The sequence below is a fragment of the Streptomyces triticirhizae genome, from assembly GCF_003696235.1.
Lineage (GTDB): Bacteria > Actinomycetota > Actinomycetes > Streptomycetales > Streptomycetaceae > Streptomyces > Streptomyces triticirhizae.
Genome location: NZ_RFFJ01000063.1, coordinates 1 through 21,786 on the forward strand (window position 1 = coordinate 1; position 21,786 = coordinate 21,786).

The 21,786-nt window shown below is 73.1% G+C and carries 20 protein-coding genes and 1 pseudogene; 7 read left to right on the plus strand and 14 right to left on the minus strand.

Annotated elements, in window-relative coordinates; translation table 11 throughout:
• The 7 genes from EBN88_RS13470 to EBN88_RS13500 form a co-directional block, all read right to left on the minus strand.
• A partial coding sequence (locus tag EBN88_RS13470; protein WP_122184103.1) for an NADH-quinone oxidoreductase subunit G occupies positions 1–1,529 on the minus strand: 1,529 nt, incomplete at its 3' end.
• Complete coding sequence (nuoF, locus tag EBN88_RS13475; protein WP_122184104.1) at positions 1,526–2,884, minus strand: NADH-quinone oxidoreductase subunit NuoF; 1,359 nt, start codon at positions 2,882–2,884, stop codon at positions 1,526–1,528. The genes nuoF and EBN88_RS13470, both read right to left, overlap by 4 nt.
• On the minus strand, positions 2,884–3,732 hold the full coding sequence (nuoE, locus tag EBN88_RS13480) for an NADH-quinone oxidoreductase subunit NuoE (protein ID WP_122184105.1): 849 nt from the start codon (positions 3,730–3,732) through the stop codon (positions 2,884–2,886). Before nuoE ends, nuoF begins: the two co-directional genes overlap by 1 nt.
• Complete coding sequence (locus tag EBN88_RS13485) at positions 3,729–5,063, minus strand: NADH-quinone oxidoreductase subunit D (RefSeq protein WP_122184124.1); 1,335 nt, start codon at positions 5,061–5,063, stop codon at positions 3,729–3,731. Before EBN88_RS13485 ends, nuoE begins: the two co-directional genes overlap by 4 nt.
• Positions 5,060–5,767, minus strand: coding sequence for an NADH-quinone oxidoreductase subunit C (locus tag EBN88_RS13490; RefSeq protein WP_233580649.1), 708 nt, complete (start codon positions 5,765–5,767; stop codon positions 5,060–5,062). The genes EBN88_RS13485 and EBN88_RS13490 overlap by 4 nt, the downstream gene beginning before the upstream one ends.
• A gap of 50 nt (positions 5,768–5,817) precedes the next feature.
• Complete coding sequence (locus tag EBN88_RS13495; protein ID WP_122184106.1) at positions 5,818–6,372, minus strand: NuoB/complex I 20 kDa subunit family protein; 555 nt, start codon at positions 6,370–6,372, stop codon at positions 5,818–5,820.
• Between the two features lie 48 nt (positions 6,373–6,420).
• Positions 6,421–6,780 carry an NADH-quinone oxidoreductase subunit A gene (locus EBN88_RS13500; RefSeq protein WP_122184107.1) on the minus strand — a complete coding sequence of 120 codons (360 nt, stop codon included), beginning with the start codon at positions 6,778–6,780 and terminating at the stop codon, positions 6,421–6,423.
• 413 nt (positions 6,781–7,193) lie between these two features.
• Here EBN88_RS13500 and EBN88_RS13505 point away from each other — a divergent pair, with 413 nt between their 5' ends.
• Together EBN88_RS13505 and EBN88_RS13510 are read left to right on the plus strand one after the other, a co-directional pair.
• Positions 7,194–7,979 (plus strand): sulfite exporter TauE/SafE family protein, encoded by a 786-nt coding sequence (locus EBN88_RS13505; RefSeq protein ID WP_122184108.1) that lies wholly within the window; start codon positions 7,194–7,196, stop codon positions 7,977–7,979.
• A gap of 276 nt (positions 7,980–8,255) precedes the next feature.
• On the plus strand, positions 8,256–9,107 hold the full coding sequence (locus tag EBN88_RS13510; RefSeq protein ID WP_122184109.1) for a C40 family peptidase: 852 nt from the start codon (positions 8,256–8,258) through the stop codon (positions 9,105–9,107).
• 439 nt (positions 9,108–9,546) lie between these two features.
• On the opposite strand, the gene EBN88_RS13515 is transcribed toward EBN88_RS13510, so the two are convergent.
• Both EBN88_RS13515 and EBN88_RS13520 read right to left on the minus strand, forming a co-directional pair.
• Positions 9,547–10,857, minus strand: a complete 1,311-nt coding sequence (locus EBN88_RS13515; RefSeq protein ID WP_122184110.1) for a geranylgeranyl reductase family protein — start codon at positions 10,855–10,857, stop codon at positions 9,547–9,549.
• Between the two features lie 230 nt (positions 10,858–11,087).
• The gene (locus EBN88_RS13520) at positions 11,088–11,789 is read right to left on the minus strand and encodes a demethylmenaquinone methyltransferase (RefSeq protein WP_122184111.1); all 702 of its coding nucleotides are present in this window, start codon (positions 11,787–11,789) and stop codon (positions 11,088–11,090) included.
• 97 nt (positions 11,790–11,886) lie between these two features.
• On the opposite strand from EBN88_RS13520, the gene EBN88_RS13525 reads away from it, so the two are divergent.
• Complete coding sequence (locus EBN88_RS13525) at positions 11,887–12,261, plus strand: hypothetical protein (protein ID WP_122184112.1); 375 nt, start codon at positions 11,887–11,889, stop codon at positions 12,259–12,261.
• Between the two features lie 62 nt (positions 12,262–12,323).
• Here the strand turns inward: EBN88_RS13525 and EBN88_RS13530 are convergent, their stop codons facing one another.
• Positions 12,324–13,274: an SDR family NAD(P)-dependent oxidoreductase gene (locus EBN88_RS13530; protein WP_122184113.1), complete on the minus strand. Its 951-nt coding sequence runs from the start codon at positions 13,272–13,274 to the stop codon at positions 12,324–12,326.
• Between the two features lie 416 nt (positions 13,275–13,690).
• Complete coding sequence (locus EBN88_RS13535; protein WP_122184114.1) at positions 13,691–14,533, minus strand: nitroreductase/quinone reductase family protein; 843 nt, start codon at positions 14,531–14,533, stop codon at positions 13,691–13,693.
• 668 nt (positions 14,534–15,201) lie between these two features.
• On the opposite strand from EBN88_RS13535, the pseudogene EBN88_RS32810 reads away from it, so the two are divergent.
• Positions 15,202–15,924 (plus strand): annotated as a pseudogene (locus EBN88_RS32810) (phosphatase PAP2 family protein); the annotation flags it as partial.
• Here the strand turns inward: EBN88_RS32810 and EBN88_RS13545 are convergent.
• From EBN88_RS13545 to EBN88_RS13555, 3 genes are all read right to left on the minus strand, one after another.
• Complete coding sequence (locus EBN88_RS13545; RefSeq protein WP_122184115.1) at positions 15,880–16,626, minus strand: response regulator; 747 nt, start codon at positions 16,624–16,626, stop codon at positions 15,880–15,882. The pseudogene EBN88_RS32810 and the gene EBN88_RS13545 sit on opposite strands and share 45 nt — an antisense overlap.
• Positions 16,610–18,097 (minus strand): sensor histidine kinase, encoded by a 1,488-nt coding sequence (locus tag EBN88_RS13550; RefSeq protein WP_233580650.1) that lies wholly within the window; start codon positions 18,095–18,097, stop codon positions 16,610–16,612. The genes EBN88_RS13545 and EBN88_RS13550 overlap by 17 nt, the downstream gene beginning before the upstream one ends.
• Positions 18,098–18,281: 184 nt before the next feature.
• Positions 18,282–18,941, minus strand: coding sequence for a pentapeptide repeat-containing protein (locus EBN88_RS13555; RefSeq protein ID WP_325052748.1), 660 nt, complete (start codon positions 18,939–18,941; stop codon positions 18,282–18,284).
• Positions 18,942–19,168: 227 nt separating this feature from the next.
• Between EBN88_RS13555 and EBN88_RS13560 the strand changes: the two genes are divergently transcribed.
• The 3 genes from EBN88_RS13560 (at position 19,169) to EBN88_RS13570 (ending at position 21,745) form a co-directional block, all read left to right on the plus strand.
• Positions 19,169–20,176, plus strand: a complete 1,008-nt coding sequence (locus EBN88_RS13560; RefSeq protein ID WP_122184117.1) for a zinc-binding dehydrogenase — start codon at positions 19,169–19,171, stop codon at positions 20,174–20,176.
• A gap of 184 nt (positions 20,177–20,360) precedes the next feature.
• On the plus strand, positions 20,361–20,954 hold the full coding sequence (locus tag EBN88_RS13565; protein ID WP_122184118.1) for an RNA polymerase sigma factor: 594 nt from the start codon (positions 20,361–20,363) through the stop codon (positions 20,952–20,954).
• Positions 20,951–21,745: a hypothetical protein gene (locus tag EBN88_RS13570; RefSeq protein WP_122184119.1), complete on the plus strand. Its 795-nt coding sequence runs from the start codon at positions 20,951–20,953 to the stop codon at positions 21,743–21,745. The genes EBN88_RS13565 and EBN88_RS13570 overlap by 4 nt, the downstream gene beginning before the upstream one ends.
• Positions 21,746–21,786: the final 41 nt, after the last annotated feature.

Below are 21,786 nucleotides of genomic sequence, written 5' to 3' on the forward strand. Positions count from 1 at the left end.
GCGGCCACGGCCGCCGTGTAGCCGCCGGCGACCCCGGCGAGCCGCTCGCCGACCACGATCAGCGCGCCGGAGGCGCGCAGCGCCTCGGCGGCGGCCCGGCCCTCGGTGCCCAGCGCCGGGTCCGAACCGGCCAGCGCGTCCAGCCAGTCGGGCTCGGTGCCGGGGGCGGCCGGCAGCAGGGTGCCGTTGGTCTTGGCCAGGCCACGGGTGATGTGGCTGGCGATGGAGAAGATCCGCTGGCCGCGCTTGCGGTGCGCCTTGCGCAGCCGCAGGAAGACGCCGGGCGCCTCCTCCTCGGACTCGAAGCCGACGAGCAGCACGGCCGGCGCGGCCTCCAGCGTGGCGTAGTCGACGCCGTCGCCGTCGAGGTCGACGCCGTGGCCGGCGACCTGGCTGGCCAGGAACGCGGCCTCCTCGGCGCTGTGCACCCGGGCGCGGAAGTCGATGTCGTTGGTGGCGAGGGCGACCCGCGCGAACTTGGCGTAGGCGTAGGTGTCCTCGACCGTCAGCCGGCCGCCGGTGAGCACGGCGGACCGCTCCCGCGCGCCGGCCAGCCCCTCGGCGGCGGCGCGCAGCGCCTCCGGCCAGCTGGCGGGGGCGAGTTCGCCGGTCTCGGCGTTCCGCACCAGCGGGGTGGTGAGCCGGTCGGGGCGCTGGGCGTAGCGGAACGCGAAGCGGCCCTTGTCGCAGATCCACTCCTCGTTGACCTGTGGGTCCTCGGCGGCCAGCCGGCGCATCACCTTGCCGCGCCGGTGGTCGGTGCGGGTGGCGCAGCCGCCGGCGCAGTGCTCGCAGACGCTGGGCGAGGAGACCAGGTCGAACGGGCGGGAGCGGAAGCGGTAGGCGGCCGAGGTCAGCGCGCCGACCGGGCAGATCTGGATGGTGTTGCCGGAGAAGTACGACTCCAGCGGGTCGCCCTCGCCGGTGCCGACCTGCTGGAGGGCGCCGCGTTCCAGGAGTTCGATCATCGGGTCGCCGGCGACCTGGTTGGAGAAGCGGGTGCAGCGGGCGCACAGCACGCAGCGTTCGCGGTCCAGGAGCACCTGGGCGGAGATCGGGACCGGCTTGGCGAAGGTGCGCTTGACCCCGTCGAAGCGGCTCTCCGGGTCGCCCGTCGACATCGCCTGGTTCTGGAGGGGGCACTCGCCGCCCTTGTCGCAGACCGGACAGTCGAGCGGGTGGTTGATGAGCAGCAGCTCCATCACGCCGCGCTGGGCCTTCTCGGCGACCCGCGAGGTGAGTTGGGTGCGGACCACCATGCCCTCGGTGCAGGTGATGGTGCACGAGGCCATCGGCTTGCGCTGGCCCTCGACCTCGACGATGCACTGCCGGCAGGCGCCGGCCGGGTCCAGCAGCGGGTGGTCGCAGAACCGGGGGATCTCGATGCCGAGTTGCTCGGCGGCCCTGATGACCAGGGTGCCCTTGGGCACGGAGATCTCGATGCCGTCGATGGTCAGGGTGACCAGATCGGTCGCGGGCGGCCTGGCTGCCTGCCCACCACCGCTCTTGGCGTCGGTGGTGACCGTCATGCGTTCACCTCCTGGGGGGTTGCGCTGTCCGACCAGGCGGTGGACTTGGCGGGGTCGAAGGGGCAGCCGCGCTCGGTGATGTGCTGTTCGTACTCGGCGCGGAAGTACTTGAGCGAGGAGAAGATCGGGCTGGCCGCGCCGTCGCCGAGGGCGCAGAACGACTTGCCGTTGATGTTGTCGGCGATGTCCGCGATCTTGTCCAGGTCGCTGAGCAGGGCCTTGCCTGCCTCGATGTCGCGCATCAACTGGACCAGCCAGTAGGTGCCCTCGCGGCAGGGCGTGCACTTGCCGCAGGACTCGTGCGCGTAGAACTCGGTCCAGCGGGTGACGGCGCGGACCACGCAGGTGGTCTCGTCGAAGCACTGGAGGGCCTTGGTGCCCAGCATGGAGCCGGCGGCGCCGACGCCCTCGTAGTCCAGCGGGACGTCGAGGTGTTCGTCGGTCAGCAGCGGGGTCGACGAGCCGCCGGGCGTCCAGAACTTGAGGCGGTGTCCCGGGCGCATCCCGCCGCTGAGCTGGAGCAGTTCGCGCAGGGTGATGCCGAGCGGTGCCTCGTACTGGCCCGGCCTGGCGACGTGTCCGGAGAGCGAGTAGAGCGTGAAGCCGGGGGACTTCTCGCTGCCCATCGAGCGGAACCAGTCCTTGCCCTGGTCGATGATGGCGGGAACCGACGCGATGGACTCGACGTTGTTCACCACGGTGGGGCAGGCGTACAGGCCCGCCACGGCGGGGAAGGGAGGACGCAGCCTGGGCTGTCCGCGACGACCCTCCAGGGAGTCCAGCAGCGCGGTCTCCTCGCCGCAGATGTAGGCGCCGGCGCCCGCGTGCACGGTGATCTCCAGGTCACCGCCCTCGCCGAGCGCGCCCTTGCCCAGGTAGCCGGCGGCGTGCGCCTCGGCCACGGCCGACTGGAGCCGGCGCAGCACGGGCACGACCTCGCCCCGCAGATAGATGAAGGCGTGGTTCGAGCGGATCGCGTGGCAGGCGATGATGATGCCCTCGATGAGGGAGTGCGGGTTGGCGTAGAGCAGCGGGATGTCCTTGCAGGTCCCGGGCTCGGACTCGTCCGCGTTGACCACCAGGTAGTGCGGCTTGTTGTCGCCCTGCGGGATGAACTGCCACTTCATCCCGGTCGGGAAGCCCGCGCCGCCCCGGCCGCGCAGCCCCGCCTCCTTCACATAGGCGATGACGTCGTCGGGGGCCATCGCCAGCGCCTTGCCCAGGCCCCGGTAGCCGCCGTGCTCCCGATAGACCTCCAGGGTCCAGGAGTTGGGCTGGTCCCAGAACGCGGAGAGCACCGGGGACAGCAGCTTCTGGGGACTCGTCTGCCGCATGTCGTCGGAGGTCACGGTCATCACTCACCCTCCTCGGCGGTGGGCCCTGCGGGGTGTTCCGGGTCCGAGGCCGAAGTCTGCTGGGGGGCGTCATGGGAGCTGGGGTGGCCGGCCGGCTCCTCCTGGTCGGGCACGTTCGGGTGCCGGGGGGCGACCACGGAGCGCGGGCCCTCCTCGCCCTTGGCGAGCCTGAGGCCCGCCAGGGAGGCCGGTCCCGCGCTGCCGCCGGCGGCGACCGCGCCGGGCCGCTCGTCGGGGAAGCCGGCGAGGATGCGGGCGGTGCGCTTGAAGTCGCAGAGCGGGGCGCCCCGGGTCGGGGCGACCTCCTCGCCGGCGCGCAGCCGGTCGACGAGCCGCTTGGCGGACTCGACGGTCTGGTTGTCGAAGAACTCCCAGTTGACCATGAGCACCGGCGCGAAGTCGCAGGCCGCGTTGCACTCGATGTGCTCCAGCGTGACCTTGCCGTCCTCGGTGGTCTCGCCGTTGCCGACCCCGAGGTGCTCCTGGAGCGCCTCGAAGATGGCGTCGCCGCCGAGCACCGCGCAGAGCGTGTTGGTGCAGACGCCGACCTGGTAGTCGCCGGAGGGGCGACGCCGGTACATCGAGTAGAACGTGGCGACGGCCGTCACCTCGGCCGTGGTCAGCCCGAGCACCTCGGCGCAGAACCGCATCCCGGTGGGCGTGACATAGCCCTCCTCGGACTGCACCAGGTGCAGCAGCGGCAGCAGCGCGGAGCGGCTGTCCGGGTAGCGGGCGACGACCTCGGCGGCGTCGGCCTCCAGCCGGGCGCGGACGTCGTCCGGGTAGGCGGGCGCGGGGAGTTGGGGCATCCCCAGCGGCACCCCGTGGCCCTCAGCGGTGGCGGTCATCGGTCAACGCCTCCCATCACGGGGTCGATGGACGCCACCGCGACGATGACGTCGGCGACCATGCCGCCCTCGCACATCGCCGCCATGGACTGGAGGTTGGTGAAGGACGGGTCGCGGAAGTGCACGCGGTAGGGGCGGGTGCCGCCGTCGGAGACCATGTGCACGCCCAGCTCGCCCTTGGCGGACTCGACCGCCGTGTAGACCTGGCCGGCCGGGACCCGGAAGCCCTCGGTAACCAGCTTGAAGTGGTGGATCAGGGCCTCCATGGAGGTGCCCATGATGTTCTTGATGTGGTCCAGCGAGTTGCCCAGGCCGTCGGGGCCGAGGGCGAGTTGGGCGGGCCAGGCGATCTTCTTGTCGGCGACCATCACCGGGCCCGGCTCCAGCCGGTCGATGCACTGCTCGACGATCCGCAGCGACTGGCGCATCTCCTCCAGGCGCAGCAGGAACCGGCCGTAGGAGTCGCAGGTGTCGGTGGTGGGGACCTCGAAGTCGTAGGTCTCGTAGCCGCAGTACGGGTCGGACTTGCGCAGGTCGTGCGGCAGGCCGGCGGAGCGCAGGATGGGGCCGGTGGCGCCGAGCGCCAGCGCGCCGGCGAGGTCGAGGTAACCGACGTCCTTCAGGCGGGCCTTGAAGACCGGGTTGCCCGTACAGAGCTTGTCGTACTCCGGCAGGTTCTTCCGCATGGTCTTCACGAACTCGCGCAGCGCGTCCACCGCGCCGGGCGGCAGGTCCTGGGCGAGGCCGCCGGGGCGGATGTAGGCGTGGTTCATCCGCAGGCCGGTGATCAGCTCGAAGATGTCCAGGCACAGCTCGCGGTCGCGGAAGCCGTAGATCATCACGGTGGTGGCGCCCAGTTCCATGCCGCCGGTGGCGATCGCCACGAAGTGCGAGGAGAGGCGGTTCAGTTCCATCAGGAGGACCCTGATGACGCTGGCCCGGTCCGGGATGTCGTCGGTGATGCCGAGCAGCTTCTCCACGCCCAGGCAGTACGCCGCCTCGTTGAAGAACGGCGTGAGGTAGTCCATGCGCGTGACGAAGGTGGGGCCCTGGGACCAGGTGCGGTACTCCAGGTTCTTCTCGATCCCGGTGTGCAGGTACCCGATGCCGGCGCGCGCCTCGGTGACCGTCTCGCCGTCGATCTCCAGGATCAGCCGCAACACGCCGTGCGTGGACGGGTGTTGGGGACCCATGTTGACGACGATCCGCTCGTCGTCGGCGGACTCGACGGCGGCGGCGAACTCGTCCCAGTCGCCGCCGGTGACGGTGTAGACCGTGCCTTCGGTGGTCTCCCTGGCCTCGGCGGGCCGGGTGGCGTGTGTGGTCATCAGCTGTACGACCTCCGCTGGTCGGGTGCCGGGATCTGGGCGCCCTTGTACTCGACGGGGATGCCGCCGAGCGGGTAGTCCTTGCGCTGCGGGAAGCCCTGCCAGTCGTCGGGCATCATGATCCGGGTGAGCGCCGGGTGCCCGTCGAAGACGAGCCCGAAGAAGTCGTACGCCTCGCGCTCGTGCCAGTCGTTGGTCGGGTAGGTCTCGACGACCGACGGCAGGTGGGGGTCGCTGTCGGGCACGCTGACCTCCAGGCGGATCAGCCGCCCGTGGGTCAACGACCGCAGGTGGTACACCGCGTGCAGCTCGCGTCCGGTGTCCTCGGGGTTGTGCACGGCGCTCACTCCGGTGCACAGCTCGAAGCGGAGCGCCGGGTCGTCGCGGAGGGTGCGGCAGACCACCGGCAGGTGCTCGCGGGCGATGTGGAAGGTGATCTCGCCCCGGTCCACCACGGTCTTCTCGATGGCCGCCTCGGGGTCGACGCCCTGCTCCTCCAGCGCGCCCTCCAACTCGTCGGCCACCTCGTCGAAGTAGCCGCCGTAGGGGCGCTGGCTGGCGCCGGGCATCCGGACGGTCCTGGCGAGACCGCCGTAACCGCTGGTGTCCCCGCCGTTGTTGGCGCCGAACATGCCGCGCCGGCGCGCGATGGGCTCGCCCTCGCCCCGGGGCGCGGGGACGCCGCTTGTGCTCGTGTTCTCGTTCACGTTCGCGCTCTCGTCCTCGTTCACGCGTCGGTTCGCGTCGCCCTGGGCGCTCACCGCAGCAGGCCCTTCAACTCGATGGTGGGCACGGCGTTCAGCGCGGCCTCCTCGGCCTCGCGGGCCGCCTGCTCGCGGTTGACGCCGAGCTTCTCCTCGCGGATCTTGGCGTGGAGCTTGATGATCGCGTCCATGAGCATCTCGGGGCGCGGCGGGCAGCCGGGCAGGTAGATGTCCACGGGGACGATGTGGTCGACGCCCTGGACGATCGCGTAGTTGTTGAACATGCCGCCGGACGAGGCGCAGACGCCCATCGAGATGACCCACTTGGGGTTGGCCATCTGGTCGTAGACCTGGCGGAGGACGGGCGCCATCTTCTGGCTGACCCGTCCCGCGACGATCATCAGGTCGGCCTGGCGCGGCGAGCCTCGGAAGACCTCCATGCCGAAGCGCGCCAGGTCGTAGCGGCCGGCGCCGGTGGTCATCATCTCGATGGCGCAGCAGGCCAGTCCGAAGGTGGCGGGGAAGATGGAGGACTTCCTGGCCAGGCCGGCCATCTGCTCGACGGTGCTGAGCAGGAACCCGCTGGGGATCTTCTCTTCGAGGCCCATGTTGTCAGTGCCCTTCCTCGCGTCGTCGTGGTCGTCGATCCGGAGTCCTCAGTCCCACTCCAGGCCTCCCCGTCGCCAGTCGTAGGCGTAGGCGACGCCGATCAGGCCGACGAAGACCAGCATCTGCACGAGGCCGAACATCCCGAGGGCGTCGAACTGCACGGCCCACGGATAGAGGAAGACGATCTCGATGTCGAAGATGATGAACAGCATCGCCGTCAGGTAGTACTTGACGGGGAAACGACCGCCGTCGGCCGGCTGCGGGGTGGGCTCGATACCGCACTCGTACGCGGCCAACTTGGCGCGGTTGTAGCGCCGGGGGCCGATCAACGCGGCTGCGACCACGGAGAAGACGGCGAATCCCGCTGCTAGGGCCCCAAGTACGAGGATCGGCACATACGCGTTCACGCCACCTCGCTCCTTCCAGTCGTCGGCGACTGCGCTACCACGAAGATCATCGCTATGTGAGTCAGTTCACAAGGCTGCGCGCCATCCTATGCCCGTAGGCCTGTGACCTTCGACACGGGGTCCCCCATCAAGTCTGTGATCTCTCCCACCCGCCCCTTTCCGCCAACGGGCCACGGGGACGGACGTTTCACTCCACGTCGCGGCACGGCGACCATGTGCTGATTACGACGGTTATCTGGCGATCTGGCGGGGCGTCCGACGGGCGGCCGCCTATCACTTGGTGTAGCCGCCAAGCAAATTCGCGAAAGACATATCGCGGTGCTATGGCGCAGGTCAGAGCGGTGTCGGGGAGACACGGACGCGCACCCGGGCGGGTTCGACGAGGCGCGGCCGTCAACTTAGGGTGACCCCACGTGTCAGACATAACCCTCACCACGGCCGTGCTGCTGTGCCTCGCGGCGGCGCTCGCCGGGTGGATCGACGCGGTGGTCGGCGGCGGCGGGCTGCTGTTGCTTCCGGCCCTGCTGCTCGGCCTCCCGGACAGCCCCCCGACGTACGCGTTGGGCACCAACAAGGCGGTCGCCGTCACCGGAACCTCCATCGCGGCCGTCACCTATGCCCGAAAGGCGCCGCTCGACCGGGCGTTGGCGCTGCGACTGGGCGGCCTGGCGCTGCTCTCGGCGGCGGGCGGCGCGCTGTTCGCCTCGGCGGTGGAGAAGGAGGCGCTGCAACCCCTGATCATGGTCGTGCTGTTGGGGGTGGCGGCGTTCGTGGTGCTCAGGCCGCGCTTCGGGCTGGCCGACGAGGGAGCGGGGCCGCCGCCCTCGGTCGCCCGCAGGGTGGGCGCGCTGTTGTTGGTGGGCGTGGGCATCGGGTTCTACGACGGGCTGATCGGGCCGGGCACCGGGACCTTCCTGGTGATCGGCCTGGTCGGCCTGTTGCGCATGTCGATGCTGCGCGCGACCGCGACCGCGAAGATCGTGAACGTCGGTACAAACCTGGGCGCGCTGGCCGTCTTCGCCGGCCACGGCACGGTGCTGTGGCAACTCGCGCCCGCCATGGCCCTGTTCAACATGGCGGGCGGCTGGACGGGCGCCCGCATGGCGCTGCGGCGGGGCAGCGGCTTCGTCCGGATCGTGCTGCTGGTGGTGGTCGTCGCGTTGGTCGGGCGGCTCGCCTACGACCAGTGGTGGGGCTGACGTTGTGCGCGTACCACGGGCGTGAGGTCCACCACAGCGCGAATCGGTAACGAGTGGGCAACATTGATTCCCGAGGGTTCCGCGTGTTAGCCCCTCCGTCGATGCGCGAGAATCGGACAATCCGCAGGACAGCGCGGTGAATTGGCGCTAAAGATCAACTTCCCGGCGAACCGACACTTCGGGCATATGGGCCGCGAACTCGTCGCGTACACGTCGAATGTGGCCGATACCACGGCGATTGAGTTGAAAGCCCGATGGCTGATAGCCAATGTCCTCATGTCCCCAATCCGTTACCGAGGTCGGCACCGCAAACCCCGGACCTCCCGCACAGTTGGCCTGCGCCTGATACGCGGCGGCGTCCTCTCCGGCGTGGTCGGCACGGTCGCGGTCACCGGCACGGCCGGCCCCGCCTCCGCGACCGAGCAGCCCGCCGAGTCCACCGGCGAACTGCCCGTGGTGAGCGCCGCCCTGGCCACCAGCAGCGCCCGCGCCGCCCAGGCCACCGAGGACCTGGCCACCCACACCGAGCAGCAACGGGCCCTCGCCTGGGCCCAGGAACGCGCCATCGTCGCCGCGCAGCGCGAGGCCGCCGAACAGCGCGAGGCGGCCGAACAGCGCGCCGCCGAGGAGGCCGCGGCGCGCCGGGCCGCCGAGGAGGCGGCACGGGCCGAGGCCGAGGAGCGCGCCGCCGCCGAGGAGGCGGCGAACGAGTCGGCCGCCGAGTCCGCCAACTCCCCCGAGGTCAGCACCCTCTCCGCGCCCGCGCCCTCAGGCGGCGCGGCGGCGGTCCTCGACTTCGCCCGCTCCCAGCTCGGCGACGCCTATGTGATGGGCGGGACCGGGCCGGACAGCTGGGACTGCTCCGGGCTGGTGCAGGCCGCGTTCCAATACGTGGGCGTCTCCCTGCCCCGCGTCTCCGGCGACCAGGCCGCCGCCGGAACCCAGGTCTCCCTCGACGCCCTCCAGCCAGGCGACATCCTGTGGTGGGGCTCCAGCCCGGGCAGCGCCTACCACGTGGCGATCTACACCGGGAACGGCACGTTCATCGGCGCCCAGAACGCCTCAACGGGCGTGGTGGAGCGGGACCTCAGCTACGACGCCCCCTCGGGCGCGGTCCGCGTCCTCTGACGCGGACCGTCTCCGGCGCGAGGCGCCGGAGGCGCGGAAGCGGGGCGCCGGAGGCGCGGAAGCGGGGCGCCGGAGGCGCGGAAGCGGGGCGCGCGATGGGCGCGTGCCGTGCCGCGCCGGCGGCGCGAAACTGCGGGTTCGGCGCCCGGGGCACGGTGTAGACGGCCCCGGCGTCCGTCGGCCGACGGACGTGCGCGCCAGGTCAGCGGTTCGGGCGCGCCGTTGACGAACCAGCCGGCCGGGCCGCCAGCCACCCGGCCGACGGACCGGCCAAGCCGCCGCCCCCGACTCGACGTTGACCATCGGGCCGGGCGCCGAGCGGTGCGGCACCCCCACCGTTCACAGCGGCCGGAACGGCCCCGGGCCGGCCCGGAAGGGCCAGCCCCCGAACCGTGATCGGCGCCCGGCGCCGATCACCCCGCCCCGATCACCCCCGCGCCTACGCCCGGGGCGTCAGCTTCGTCAGGCCGTTGATCACGCGGTCGGTGGCGTCGCCGCCCTGCGGATCGGTCAGGTTGGCCAGCAGCTTCAGCAGGAAGCGCATCAGCATCGGGTGGCTCAGCCCCCGCTGGGCGGCGAGCTTCATCACCCGGGGATTGCCGATGATCTTCACGAAGGCGCGGCCCATCGTGTAGTACCCGCCGTAGGTCTCCCTGAGCACCTTGGGGTAGCCGAGCAGCGCCAACTCCCGCTGGTTGGCGGTCCCCCGGGCCAGCGCCTGGCTGATCACCTCGGCGGCGATGCGCCCGGACTCCATGGCGTAGGCGATGCCCTCGCCGTTGAACGGGTTGACCAGACCACCCGCGTCGCCGACCAGCAGCAGGCCCCGGCCGTAGTGCGGCTTGCGGTTGAACGCCATCGGCAGCGCGGCGCCCCGGATCGGGCCCGTCATGTGCTCGGGGGTGAACTGCCACTCCTCCGGCATCCCGGCGCACCAGGCCCGCAGCACCTCCCGCCAGTCCAGGTCGCGGAAGGCGGGCGAGCTGTTGAGCACGCCGAGGCCGACGTTGGAGGTGCCGTCGCCCATCCCGAAGACCCAGCCGTAGCCGGGCAGCAGCCGCTCCCCGCCGCCGCGCCGGTCCCACAGCTCCAGCCAGGACTCCAGGTAGTCGTCGTCGTGTCGGGGGCTGGTGAAGTAGGTCCGCACCGCGACGCCCATCGGGCGGCGCTCGTCCCGGTGACGGTCCATCGCCAGCGAGAGGCGCGAGGAGTTGCCGTCGGCCGCCACCACGACCGGGGCGCGGAAGCTGACCTCGCGCTTCTCCGCGCCCAACTTCGCCTCGACGCCGACGATCCTGCCGGTGCGCTCGTCGCGGATCGGGCCGGAGACGTTGGCCCGCTCATGGAGCCGGGCGCCGGCCTTCTCGGCGGCCCTGGCCAGCTGTTCGTCGAAGTCGTCGCGTTTGCGGACCAGCCCGTAGTCCGGGTAGGAGGCCAACTCCGGCCAGTCCAGCTGGACGCGCTGCCCGCCGCTGATGATGCGCAGGCCCTTGTTCCGCAGCCAGCCGGCCTCCTCGGAGACGTCGATGCCCATGGCGATCAGCTGCTTGGTGGCGCGCGGGGTGAGGCCGTCGCCGCAGACCTTCTCCCGGGGGAAGGCGGTCTTCTCCAGCAGCAGCACGTCAAGTCCGGCCTGGGCGAGGTGGAACGCGGTGGCCGAGCCAGCCGGCCCGGCCCCCACGACAATCACATCGGCGGTGTGTTCTGAGGGGGTCTTCTCGGCGGTCTCAGCCACGTTCGGCTCTCCCATCGGCGTCAGAGACAGACAGTTCGGAGTCTATGGGGCGGCGCTTCCCGGACGGTGGCGACCCGGGCTTCTCCCGCCCGCGCATCTCCTCCCCGCGCCGGCGGGGAAAGGCGCACGGGAGCGCGGGAGCACGGAAGCACGCGGGCGCGCGCGGGCACGGGCGCGCCGGAGACCGTGGCCTTCAACCGGCCCGAACCGTCCGCCCGTCCGTCCGTCCGTCCGTCCGAACAGCCTCACTCGCCGCCGGGCTTGAAACCCCGGTGGAGGGCCACGACGCCGCCCGTCAGGTCGCGCCAGGCGGGCCGCTCCCAGCCGGCCTCCCGCACCCGCCGGGCCAGCGCGGGCTGGTCGGGCCAGGCGCGAATGGACTCGGCGAGGTAGACATAGGCGTCGGGGCTGCTGGAGACCCGCGACGCGACGGCTGGCAGCGCCCGCATCAGGTACTCGGTGTACACGGTGCGGAACGGGGCCCAGGTCGGGTGGCTGAACTCGCAGACCACCAGCCGCCCGCCGGGCCTGGTCACCCGCAGCATCTCGCGCAGCGCGAGATCGGGGTCGGCGACGTTCCGCAGGCCGAAGGAGACGGTCACCGCGTCGAACGAGTCGTCGGCGAACGGCAGTCGGGTCGCGTCGCCCGCCGTGAACGGCAGCCACGGCGTGCGCCGCTTGCCCGCCGCCAACATGCCCTGGCTGAAGTCGCAGGGCACCGTGAAGGCCCCGGCCGCGGCGAACGGCTCGGACGAGGTGCCGGTGCCGGCCGCGAGGTCGAGAACGCACTCCCCGGGGCGCGGATCGACCGCCCGCACCACCGCCTTGCGCCAGCGGCGGTTCTGGCCCATCGCCAGGATGTCGTTGGTGAGGTCGTAGCGAGCGGCCACCGCGTCGAACATGGCGGCGACGTCCTTCGGTTGCTTCTCCAGCGAGGCACGTGTCACCCGGCCATTGTCCCCGGGCCGGTGCCCCTACTCGTTCGGGGGACATCCCCGCGCACCGGTATGAGCCATCCGCCATCGGCCAACTACCGTGCGTGCCATGACTCAGCAATCCCGCGCGGCACGCACGCTGCGCCTGGCCTCCCTGACCGCCACCGCCACCGGCGCCCTGCTCGCCGTGGGCGCCGGCACCGCCTCCGCCGATGTGTTGCCCAAGGACCTCGAAAGCTCCCTGGGCACCGCCACAGAGGTGACCGGCGGCGCCCTGAAGAGCGCGGTGGACCCCGCGCTCGACCTCCAGCTCTACCCGCTGGCCAACACCGGCACCGACCCGCTCAGCAACACCGTGGGCACCCAGGTCGCCGACTTCCAGCCGGTGACCACCGGGCTGCTGACCGGCCAGCTCAGCGAGGGCGCCAACACCCGTCAACTTCTCGGCGGGCTGCCGCTGTTGGGGCCGGCCCTGGGCGGCTGAGGCCCGCCTCGGGCCCGGCTTCGGGCCGGCCCACCGGCCCGAAGCCCGCGCCGCCGCACCGGTCAGCCGGCGGAGGCGTCGACCCCCGTCAGCTCGGCCGAGAGCGACCACAGCCGCTCGGCCTGCTCCGGGTCCAGCGCGTACTCCCGCACGTCCTCCGGTTCCGCGATGTCGCAGTCGACGCAGTAGGCGCCACCGAGTCCCGCGAGCGCCGGCGAGGTGGCCGCCCACACCTGGGTGGCCGCGCCCTGCTCCGGCGTCTTGAACGTCGGGTCCGCCGCGTTCCCCTCGGCGTCCACCCAGCCGGCCGCCATCATCTCCTCCCGGGTCATGTGCCGTTGCAGGGGCGTGAGGATGGCACCCGGGTGCAGCGAGAAGGCCCGCACCCCGAACTCCCGTGCCCACGCGTCCAGTCGGGCGGCGAAGAGCACGTTGGCCGTCTTGGCCTGGCTGTAGGCCTGCCACTTGTCGTAGCCGCGCTCGAAGTGGATGTCCTCCCAGCGGATCGCCGAGCCGTGGTGGCCGGCCGAGGAGACCGAGACCACCCTGGCGCCCTCGGCCCGCGCGATGGCCGGCCAGAGCCGGTTGACCAGGGCGAAGTGCCCCAGGTGGTTGGTGGCGAACTGGGCCTCCCAGCCCGGCCCGACCCGCCTGAGCGGGGCGGCCATGATGCCCGCGTTGTTGATCACGATGGGCAGCGCGCGCCCGGAGGCCAGGAAGTCGTCGGCGAACCGGGCGACGCTGGCCAGGTCCCCGAGGTCCACCTCGGCCACCTCCACCCGGTCCAGCCCCGCGAGGACCCGCCTCGCCTCCTCCGGCCGGCGGCCAGCGACGATCACCCGCGCCCCCGCCCCGACCAGCGCCCGCGTGGTCTCCAGCCCGATTCCCGAGTACCCGCCGGTGACCAGGGCGAGGGTGTCCGTGAGGTCGATGCCGCGCAGCACCTCCGAGGCGCTGGTGCGCGCGCCGAACCCCGAGTTGATCTTCCGCTGTGGTGTCGTGCTCGTAGCCATGCGGCCACGCTAGGAGTCGGAGCGCACTCCAGGTCAACAGGCGGATGCGGCGGGCCGGCGGCCGGACGAACCCGGCCCGGCGGGCCAGCCGGCTCAGACGGACTCCCATGCCAGCTTCCCCTCCTCCGTGACCACCCCCTCCCCCTGCCCCACGACCCCGGTGGACCGGCGCCCAGCGCGCGAGCCATCGCTCGATACGGTCCCAACTCCCGTCCACCTTCGGAACGTTCACCGTGTGGTCACTCCCCCCGCGCCGCTCGGATGCCTCCCCCGCCGGCGTGGGCGCCGTCGCCGGCGAGGTGAGGACAGTCAAACACCCGGCACTGACAATCGGCGTTCGATACATCACACACAGCGACCGAGGAGCGGCGCGCGGTGCCCCGGCCCACGGCCGACGTGCGGCCTCCGGAGGCCGGTCAGCCGTCCAGGAAGGGCAGCAGGTGCTCCTCCTCGTAGTCGAGATGGGCCTCCAGCCGTCCGGTCAGCTCCGTCACCGTGGCGACCGTCTCCTCGCGGTCGGCCCCGCCCCCGTTCACGACCTCCCGCAGCCGCTCGGTGAGCGCGGCCACGGCCCGGTGTTCCTCGCGCAGGCGCCGGATGACGGGCGCCACCTCCGGGTGGCTCCGCTCCACCGCCGGGAGGATCGCGGCGTCCTCTCCGGCGTGGTGGGTGCGCAGGCCGAGACAGAGGGTCAGGCAGTTCACCCTGAGCTGGGCGCCGAGGCCGGTCGGGTCGGCGTCCTCGATCTCCCGCCGGATCGCGGCGAGTTCGCGTCGGAAGCCCTCGTGCAGCCGCCGGATCGTCTCGCTCGGGGTGCCGGCCCACGGCAGCCCGGCCGCGCGCAGCGCCACCACCGGCAGCACCCGGCCGGCCCGCTCCTGGTACGCGCCCCAGCCGGGTTCGGACTCGACGGCACGGGCGAAGACCCGGTCCCGTTCGGCGCCGCGCAGCACCTCGGCCGTCGCCTCGTAGGTGAAGAGGCCGTCCTCGACCGTCACCTGGGGGTGCGCCAGGACGTTGTGGTACCAGTCGGGATGGCGCGGCGAGCCGCCGGCCGAGGCGATGACGAGAAGGCGTTCGCCGCCGTCGGGCAGGTAGCCGAGCGGATGGGTGCGCGGGGCGCCGGTGCGCGCCCCCCGCGTGGTCAGAAGCAACAGCCGGCTCCCCTCGAAGGGGCCGCCGACCCGTCCTCCACGGGCGCGGAACTCCTGAATGACCTGTTCGTTGAACGAGTTGGCGGCGGGGGTTGACGAAGACATGTGGGCATTCCTCTGAAGGCTCTGGCGAATGGGGATGTCGCGCCCGGGCGAAATGCGGGCAGGACGATTTCGCCGTTCCACGAAAAGGCGCGCACCGTCACCGGCGAAGGGGCGCGCGCAGGCGCGTGGAACGGCTCGACGCCGCGATGCGCGCAGCTCAGGACGGGCGCGCGGCAGGCGTGAAGTGAAGAGAGAAAGAGAACGAGGAGAAAAGAAGGCGGCGGGCCTCGCACCCGCGCCGGCCTCACTCGGAGGCCGGGCACCCAACTCGCTGATGGCCCAAGGCCGACCCGGCAGTCACCCGACGAACACTACCCAGCGGCGGGGGCGTTGACAATGAACGGCCGTCCCGCATTCCACGGTGCGAAGGATTTCACGGCGGAGGACGCGCGCTTTCCGCCGGCGCGGGACGTTCCCGACGTCCCCCACGTTCCGCCGCCGTCGCGGCAGGTGCCGCCCCCGCGCTCCGGGTGAGGCGGGCCGGGCCGCGGCGGTGAACGGCTCGCGCCGGTGAGGGATCTCACAGCTTCCGGCGGCCCCGGGCCCCGGCGAACGGCAGGTTTCGGACATCCGAACGGCCGTCAGCCGCACCCCCGACGAAGGTCAGGGGTCCACCCCCACCCTTCGACATGGGCATATGGCCGTCAGATGGCCTACGTTCAGCTGCCATGGAAACAGATCCTGAATTCGGCGGTGCGGGCCGTCGACTGGCGGTCGCCGTGGCGTCGTTGCTCCTGGGGACGGGGGTCCTGCTGTGGCTCTCGCCCGGCGGGCTGGGCGCGGACGAACCGGTGCACGTCGTCGGCGGAACCTCCGTGGACGTCTACCGTTCGATCACGGAGTGGGTCGCCGACCTGCCCTCGTGGTCGGGGCACCTGCTGGAGATCGCCACCGAGGGCACCCTGGTCGTGCTCGGGCTGGTGCTGCTGTGGGTGTGGTTCGCCGGACTCCGCGCGGGCAACGCGGCCCGGGTCGCCGGCGCCATCGTCGTCGGCGTGGGGATGCTGACCGCGTACGGGATCAGCGAGGCGTTGAAGCTGGTCGTGGACGAGGAACGGCCGTGCCGGGCCGTTCCGGGCGCCGAGGCGCTGGCCGAGTGCCCGCCCGTGGGCGACTGGTCCTTCCCCAGCAACCACTCGACGCTGGCGGCCGCCCTCGGCGTCGGCCTGGCCATACTGCTGCCCCGGCTGGCCGCCGTCACCCTGCCCCTGGCCGCCCTCGGCGCCCTGCTGCGGGTGGCCGTCGGGGTGCACTACCCGCACGACGTGCTGGCGGGCGCGACGTTGGGCGCCACGGTCAGCGCCGCCGTGCTGCTCGCGCTGGGACCGGCGGCCGTCCGGCCGACCTCAGCGGTCTTCCGCAGGTGGCTCGGGGGCGAGCCCGGCCCGGTGGGCCAACACCGCCGCGGCGGCCCGGTTGCCCACCCCCAACCGCGCGAGAATCGAGCTGACATGGGCCTTCACGGTCCCCTCGACCACGCGCAGCCGCCGGGCGATCTGCGCGTTGGACAGCCCGTCGCCGAGGCAGGCCAGCACCTCACGCTCCCGAACGGTCAGGGCGGCGACCCGACGTCTGGCGGCACTCCGGTCGGCGGCCATGCCCGCCCCCTGGGCGGCCAGATGGGCGACCACGCGCGCCGCGACCCTCGGTGAGAGATACGCGGCGCCGTCCGCGACCGCGCGGACGCCCGCGATCAGCTCCTCGGGCTCGCCCGACTTGATCAGGAAGCCGGCGGCGCCCTCGCTGAGCGCGCGGATGATGTAGTCGTCCTCGCCGAAGGTCGTCAACATCACCACGGCCGTCGCGGGCGCCGTCCGGCGGATCTCCGCCATCGCGGAGATGCCGTCCAGCACCGGCATCCTGATGTCCAGCACGGCCACCCGGGGGCGATGCCGCCGCACCAGCTCGACCGCCTCCCGACCGTCCCCCGCCTCGGCCACCACCGCCAGGTCGGGGGCGGTGGCCAACAGGGCGCACACCCCGGCGCGGATCAGCGGCTCGTCGTCGGCGACCAGCACCCGGACCGGTTCGGCCGCACCGGGAAGGGGCTCGGTCGGCTCGGAGGGCGCGGCGGGCTCAGGGGCTGAGGACATCGGCTGACACCAGGATCTCGTCGTCGAAGCAGAGTCGGTAGGCGTCGCCCGAGCCGTCGTCGAGCGGGTCGGCGGTGAGCGCGTAGTAGGAACAGTCCGCGCCCGCCGGCGGCGGGCCCACGGACGAGTTGGGCCGGTGCGGGGTCTCCCGCTCCGGGAGCAGCGGGGCGATCTCGGCGCGCTCCTGCCCGACCCGCAGCCGGGCGAAGTCCTCCGCGTTCAACACCGCGTCGCGCAGCAGCAGCGCGTCCCAGCCGCGCAGCACGGCCCCGAGCAGCGCGAGCGCCGCCAGCGGAACGAGCACGGCCAGGGCGAGGGTCCGCCGCACGCCGCGCCGCGCCCGGCCACGCACCCGGGATGTCCCCGGCGCCCGCCCGGACCCGCCGGGCTCCCCCGACGCCTCGGCCTCCAGCGGGCGCGGCCGACCATGGTGCGGCAGCCGGGCGGCCACCAGGAACCCGCCGTCCTCGGTCGGCCCGTGCCGAAGCGACCCGCCGAGCAGCCGCACCCGCTCGTCCAGCCCGAGCAGGCCCAGGCCCCGCCCCTCACCGGCCGTGGAACGTGAACCCCCGCCCGTCGAAGGACCGTTGACCACACACACCTCGGTCGTGTCGGCGCCGCGCCGGACGGTCACCGCGACCGAAGCCGCCGGCGCGTGCTTGGCCGCGTTGGTCAGCGCCTCCCGCACCACCCGCCCGACGGCCCGCGCCACCGGCGCCGGCGGCGCGGGCTCCGCGCCCGGCGGCGCGTCCCCCGGACCGCTGATCCGGCAGGTGACGTCGAGCCCGGCCGCCGAGGCGCCCGCCACCAGCTCCTCCACCCCGTGCTCCTCGGACTCGGCGCCGCCGGACCCGGCCGACACCGTGGCGCCGCCCTCCCGCAGCAGGCTGACCACCTCCCCCAGGTGCTCGACGGCCACCGCCGCCTGGGCCCGCAGCTCCCCGGCGGCCTCGCGGTGCCGGTCCGGCAGGTCGGGCGCGAGCCGGAGGGCGCCCGCCGACAGCGCTATCAGGCTCAGGTCGTGGCCCAACACGTCGTGCATGTCCTGCGCGATCCTGGCCCGCTCGCGGAGCCGGGCCTGCTCGGCGACCAGCGCGCGCTCCCGTTCCAGCCGCTCGGCGCGCTCCCAGCCGGCCCGCACCAGCTGCCGGTACTGCCGGACGAACCGGCCCACCAGCCAGGGCAACAGGGCCCCGCCGACCAGCACCGCGACAAACCGCCCGCCCCGGGCTATCCAGTCCGGCACCAGCGTCACCGCGACCACGCCCAGGGCGAGCGCCACGCCGAAGGCCAGCAGGGCCTGCCGCGTCCGGCTCGCCGGCTCGGGCCGCAGCCCCGCGACGAAGGAGGCCACCGCCGTGGGCACCACCCACCACAGGCTCGGCACGCTGAGTGCCGTGCCGCACAGCGCGGCCACCAGCCACGGCCACCCGTCGCCCCAACGGGCGCGCCGGCCCACGTCCTCACGCACCGCACACGCCTCCTCTCGCCCGTCCGTACCCCGCCTCACCGGTCGCCCCGGCGCCACCCGGGGGCCTCCCGAAGCCCGCACGCTAGGCGCCGCGCGCCGTCACCACCACCGCCGAAAGTCCCGTCCCTCCCCCCGACCTCCGGCAGAACCCGGGCTCCGCCGGAACGCGCCGGCCCGCCTCGCCTCAGCCACGGGGCAGCACCCGCACCCCGAGCTGGGCCGCCAACAGCGGTGCCAGCTCAACGAGTTGTCCCGGGCTGATCACCGCGCCCGCCAGCCGGTCGACGCCGCGCCCCGGCTCGAAGGCCGAGACCCCGCGCAGGTCCACGTCCCGCAGCGTGGCGCCGGTGAGATCGGGCCCGCGCAGCTCGCAGTCGTCGAAGGACACCCGCTCCAGCCGCGCCCCGCCGAAGTCCGGCTCGACCAGCACACACCCCTCGAAGACGACGTCGACCAGCCGGGCCTGCCGCAGGTTCAGATAGTCGATCTTCCCGCCGCGCACCAGCACCCGGGTCAGCGAGGCGCCACCGCACTGCGCGCCGCCGAGCCTGGCGTCGCTGATCTCCACGTCCCGCAACTCGGCGTCCAGCAGATCGACGCCGACCCCGCGCACCTCGGCGAGCAGGCTGTCCAACAGCCGCGCTCCCTTCAGCACGGCGCCGTCGAGCACGCAGCCGCGCAGCGCGCAGTCGAGAAACGTCGCCCCCGGCGCACGCGCCCCGCTGAGGTCGCGGGAGACGAACTCGACCCCGTCGTAGTCCTCCTCGGCCGCCAGCCGCGCCGTCTCGGCGAAGACCTCCGGCTCCTCGGGCAGCGCGAGCCGCGGCCGCTGGGGCCCTCGCACCGCGTCGCTCCCGCTCCTCCGATCCCTGCCACTTCCGACCCCGCTCGCCCCGTGACTTCCGACTCCGCTCGCCATGCCGCCCATCCTGCCGGGCCCCACTGACAGTGAGCCCGTCGACGGGATCGCCTTGCCCCCAAGGGCGGTTCTTGACCTCAAGGGCGGTTGAAGAAGCAGGCTGAAGCCGCTGGTCCGCGAGGCACCGGCAGCCCGCCACGAAAGGAAGAACGATGCACGCGATCCGACTCCACGCCTTCGGCCCCCCGGAGAACCTGACCTACGAGAAGACCGACGACCCCGTCCCCGGGCCGGGTCAGGTGCGGATCGCGGTGGCAGCCGCCGGGGTGCACCTCGTTGACGCCGCGCTGCGCCGGGGCGTGACCCCCGGCGGGATCTGGCCGGACGTCGAACTGCCCACCATCCCTGGCCGGGAGGTCGCCGGCACGGTCGAGTCGGTCGGGGGGCGCGTGGACCCCTCGTGGCTGGGGCAACGGGTCTCCGCCCACCTCGGCATGGTCCCGGGCGGCTACGCCGAACTGGCCGTCACGGGCACGGCCACGCTGCACCCGCTCCCCGCCGGCGTCTCCGAGAGCCAGGCCATCGCGGTGCTCGGCACGGGCCGGATGACGATGGGGCTGCTCAGGTTCGCCCCGATCGAGCCGGGCGACACCGTCCTGGTGCTGGCGGCGGCCGGCGGCATCGGCTCGCTGCTCGTCCAGTACGCCGCGCACCGGGGGGCCACGGTGATCGGCGCCGCCGGCGGTCGGGACAAGGTCGAGGTGGTGCGCCGGCTCGGCGCCGACCTCGCCGTTGACTACGACCGGCCGGACTGGCCGGAGGCCGTCCGCGCCGCGTTCGGCGAGCGCCCCGTGCGGCACCTCTTCGAGGGCGTCGGCGGCGAACGGGCCCGCGCCGCCATCGGCCTGCTGGCCCCCGGCGGCGGCCATGTCGCCTACGGCACGGCGTCCTCTGGCCTCGACGGCACCGAGTTGGCGAACCCCTCCCCCGAGGAACAGGCCGCGCTCGGGATCACCTCCCAGGCCGCCCTCGGCCCCGCCCTCTTCGAACGGATCGGCGGGTTGGAGCGCCTCCGCACGCTGGAGGACGAGGCGTTGGCGCTGGTCGCGGACGGCGTCCTGGTGCCGCTGGTCCAGGAGTTCCCGCTCGCGGACGCGGCCGGGGCGCACCGCGCTCTGGAGAGCCGCGCGACGATGGGGAAGGTGGTCCTGCGGCCCTGACCCCACCCGAGGTCGGCCCGCGAGGATCGGCACCCGATCCTCGCGGCGGCCGACCAGCCCCCTGAGCACCATCCGAAAGACCCGCCCTCGCCACCCGTAACACCCGCGCTGATCTGGCGTTGTAACGCTCAGCCAGCCTCGGGCCAAGTACGGGTGAAGGCAGGAACGAGGGAGGGAGCCAGCCGTGAGAGTGCCCGCCAGGAGCCGCTGCGGTCCGACCGCAGCGGCTCGGGACCCCAGGGTCTTCGAGGGGTTCTACCGACGACATGTCGACGAGGTGACGCGCTTTCTGGCGCGCCGCGTCCAGGACCCGCACACGGTCGCCGACCTGACGGCCGAGGTCTTCCTCGCGGTGATCGACTCGGCCCACACCTACCGCGCCGCGCGCGGCAGCGAGACGGCCTGGCTCTACGGCATCGCCCGGAACGTGGCCTCGGCGGAGCGCCGGCGGGTGGCGCGGGAGAGCGCGGCCACCAGCCGGGTCGCCGGGCGCCGGCTGCTGGAGGCGGACGACATCGCCCGGCTTGAGGAGAAGCTCTCCGCCGAGCGCCCCGGCCGTCAGGCCCTGGCGGCCATGGCGCGGCTCCCCGAGGGCGAGCGGGCGGTCATGGAGCTGATCGCCGTGGACCAGCTCACGGTCAAGGAGGCCGCCAAGGCCCTCGGCATCAGCCAGGTCACCGCCCGGGTCCGGCTGCACCGGGCCCGGCGGGCCCTCAGCGTCGCCGCCGCCGAGCCCGAGATCGGCAACCACATCGCGTACTCAGGGAGCAAGGCATGAACAGCACCTTCGAAGACCGTCTGTTGGACGAGCTGAAGCGCCACCACTCCGTCGCGGCGGCCGAGCGGCGGACGGCCGTCGCCCGGCGGCGGCGCCTGATCACGCCGGCCCGCACCGGCGTCGGGCTGGTCACCGCCGCCGCGGCCACGGCGGTGTTCGTGGTCCTGCCGGGAGGGGGCGGCGCCCCGGCCTACGCGGTCGAGCAGGAGGCCGACGGCGGCGTGGTGGTGCACATCTCCGACTGGCCGCACGGGGAGGAGGCCGTGGCCGAGTTCTCCGCCCTGCTGGAGGAGGCCGGGGTGGAGACGCTGTACAACCCGCCGGAGGGCTATCTGTGTCAGCCCCACGACGAGCCGCCGGCCGGGGAGCCGGGAGCATCCGGGGAGTCCGGCACGTCCCGCGAGTTGGGAGCGGACGAGAGCGGGATGACGTTCTCGGAGTCGGGAGAGGACGACGGCGAGCGGTCGTTCGGGGAGGAGGCCGAGCCGGGCGAGCGGCGTCCAGCCGAGGTGCCGGACGGCGCCGGCACGGCGGACGGCGCCGAGGTCAACGGTCATGTGAGCTTCGTGGGGGGCGCGACGCCGATCGGTCCCGAGGTGGCCCAGTCCATAGCCTCCGCAGGGGACTCCGCCGAGCCGCTGCTGGACCCCGAGGCCCTGGAGGACCCCGCCGCGACCGAGGGCGGATACACCTACCATCTGGCCCGGGGGGACACGGTGATCCTCTCTGACCGGGACGGGGCCGAGTCCATCGCCTTCGTCGAGGGCCCGTGCCAGCCGGTCACGGGCTGACCGGACGCCACCGCGTGACGAGTCGTCGCGCCGTCCCGGGT

What these genes read in the sequence shown, in the direction of transcription:
- nuoF (WP_122184104.1), bottom strand. Translation starts at nt 2,884, where the DNA reads ATGACCGTGACCTCCGACGACATGCGGCAGACGAGTCCCCAGAAGCTG.
- nuoE (WP_122184105.1), bottom strand. Translation starts at nt 3,732, where the DNA reads ATGACCGCCACCGCTGAGGGCCACGGGGTGCCGCTGGGGATGCCCCAA.
- EBN88_RS13495 (WP_122184106.1), bottom strand. Translation starts at nt 6,372, where the DNA reads ATGGGCCTCGAAGAGAAGATCCCCAGCGGGTTCCTGCTCAGCACCGTC.
- EBN88_RS13510 (WP_122184109.1), top strand. Translation starts at nt 8,256, where the DNA reads ATGTCCCCAATCCGTTACCGAGGTCGGCACCGCAAACCCCGGACCTCC.
- EBN88_RS13515 (WP_122184110.1), bottom strand. Translation starts at nt 10,857, where the DNA reads ATGGGAGAGCCGAACGTGGCTGAGACCGCCGAGAAGACCCCCTCAGAA.
- EBN88_RS13525 (WP_122184112.1), top strand. Translation starts at nt 11,887, where the DNA reads ATGACTCAGCAATCCCGCGCGGCACGCACGCTGCGCCTGGCCTCCCTG.
- EBN88_RS13530 (WP_122184113.1), bottom strand. Translation starts at nt 13,274, where the DNA reads ATGGCTACGAGCACGACACCACAGCGGAAGATCAACTCGGGGTTCGGC.
- EBN88_RS13535 (WP_122184114.1), bottom strand. Translation starts at nt 14,533, where the DNA reads ATGTCTTCGTCAACCCCCGCCGCCAACTCGTTCAACGAACAGGTCATT.
- EBN88_RS13545 (WP_122184115.1), bottom strand. Translation starts at nt 16,626, where the DNA reads ATGTCCTCAGCCCCTGAGCCCGCCGCGCCCTCCGAGCCGACCGAGCCC.
- EBN88_RS13560 (WP_122184117.1), top strand. Translation starts at nt 19,169, where the DNA reads ATGCACGCGATCCGACTCCACGCCTTCGGCCCCCCGGAGAACCTGACC.
- EBN88_RS13570 (WP_122184119.1), top strand. Translation starts at nt 20,951, where the DNA reads ATGAACAGCACCTTCGAAGACCGTCTGTTGGACGAGCTGAAGCGCCAC.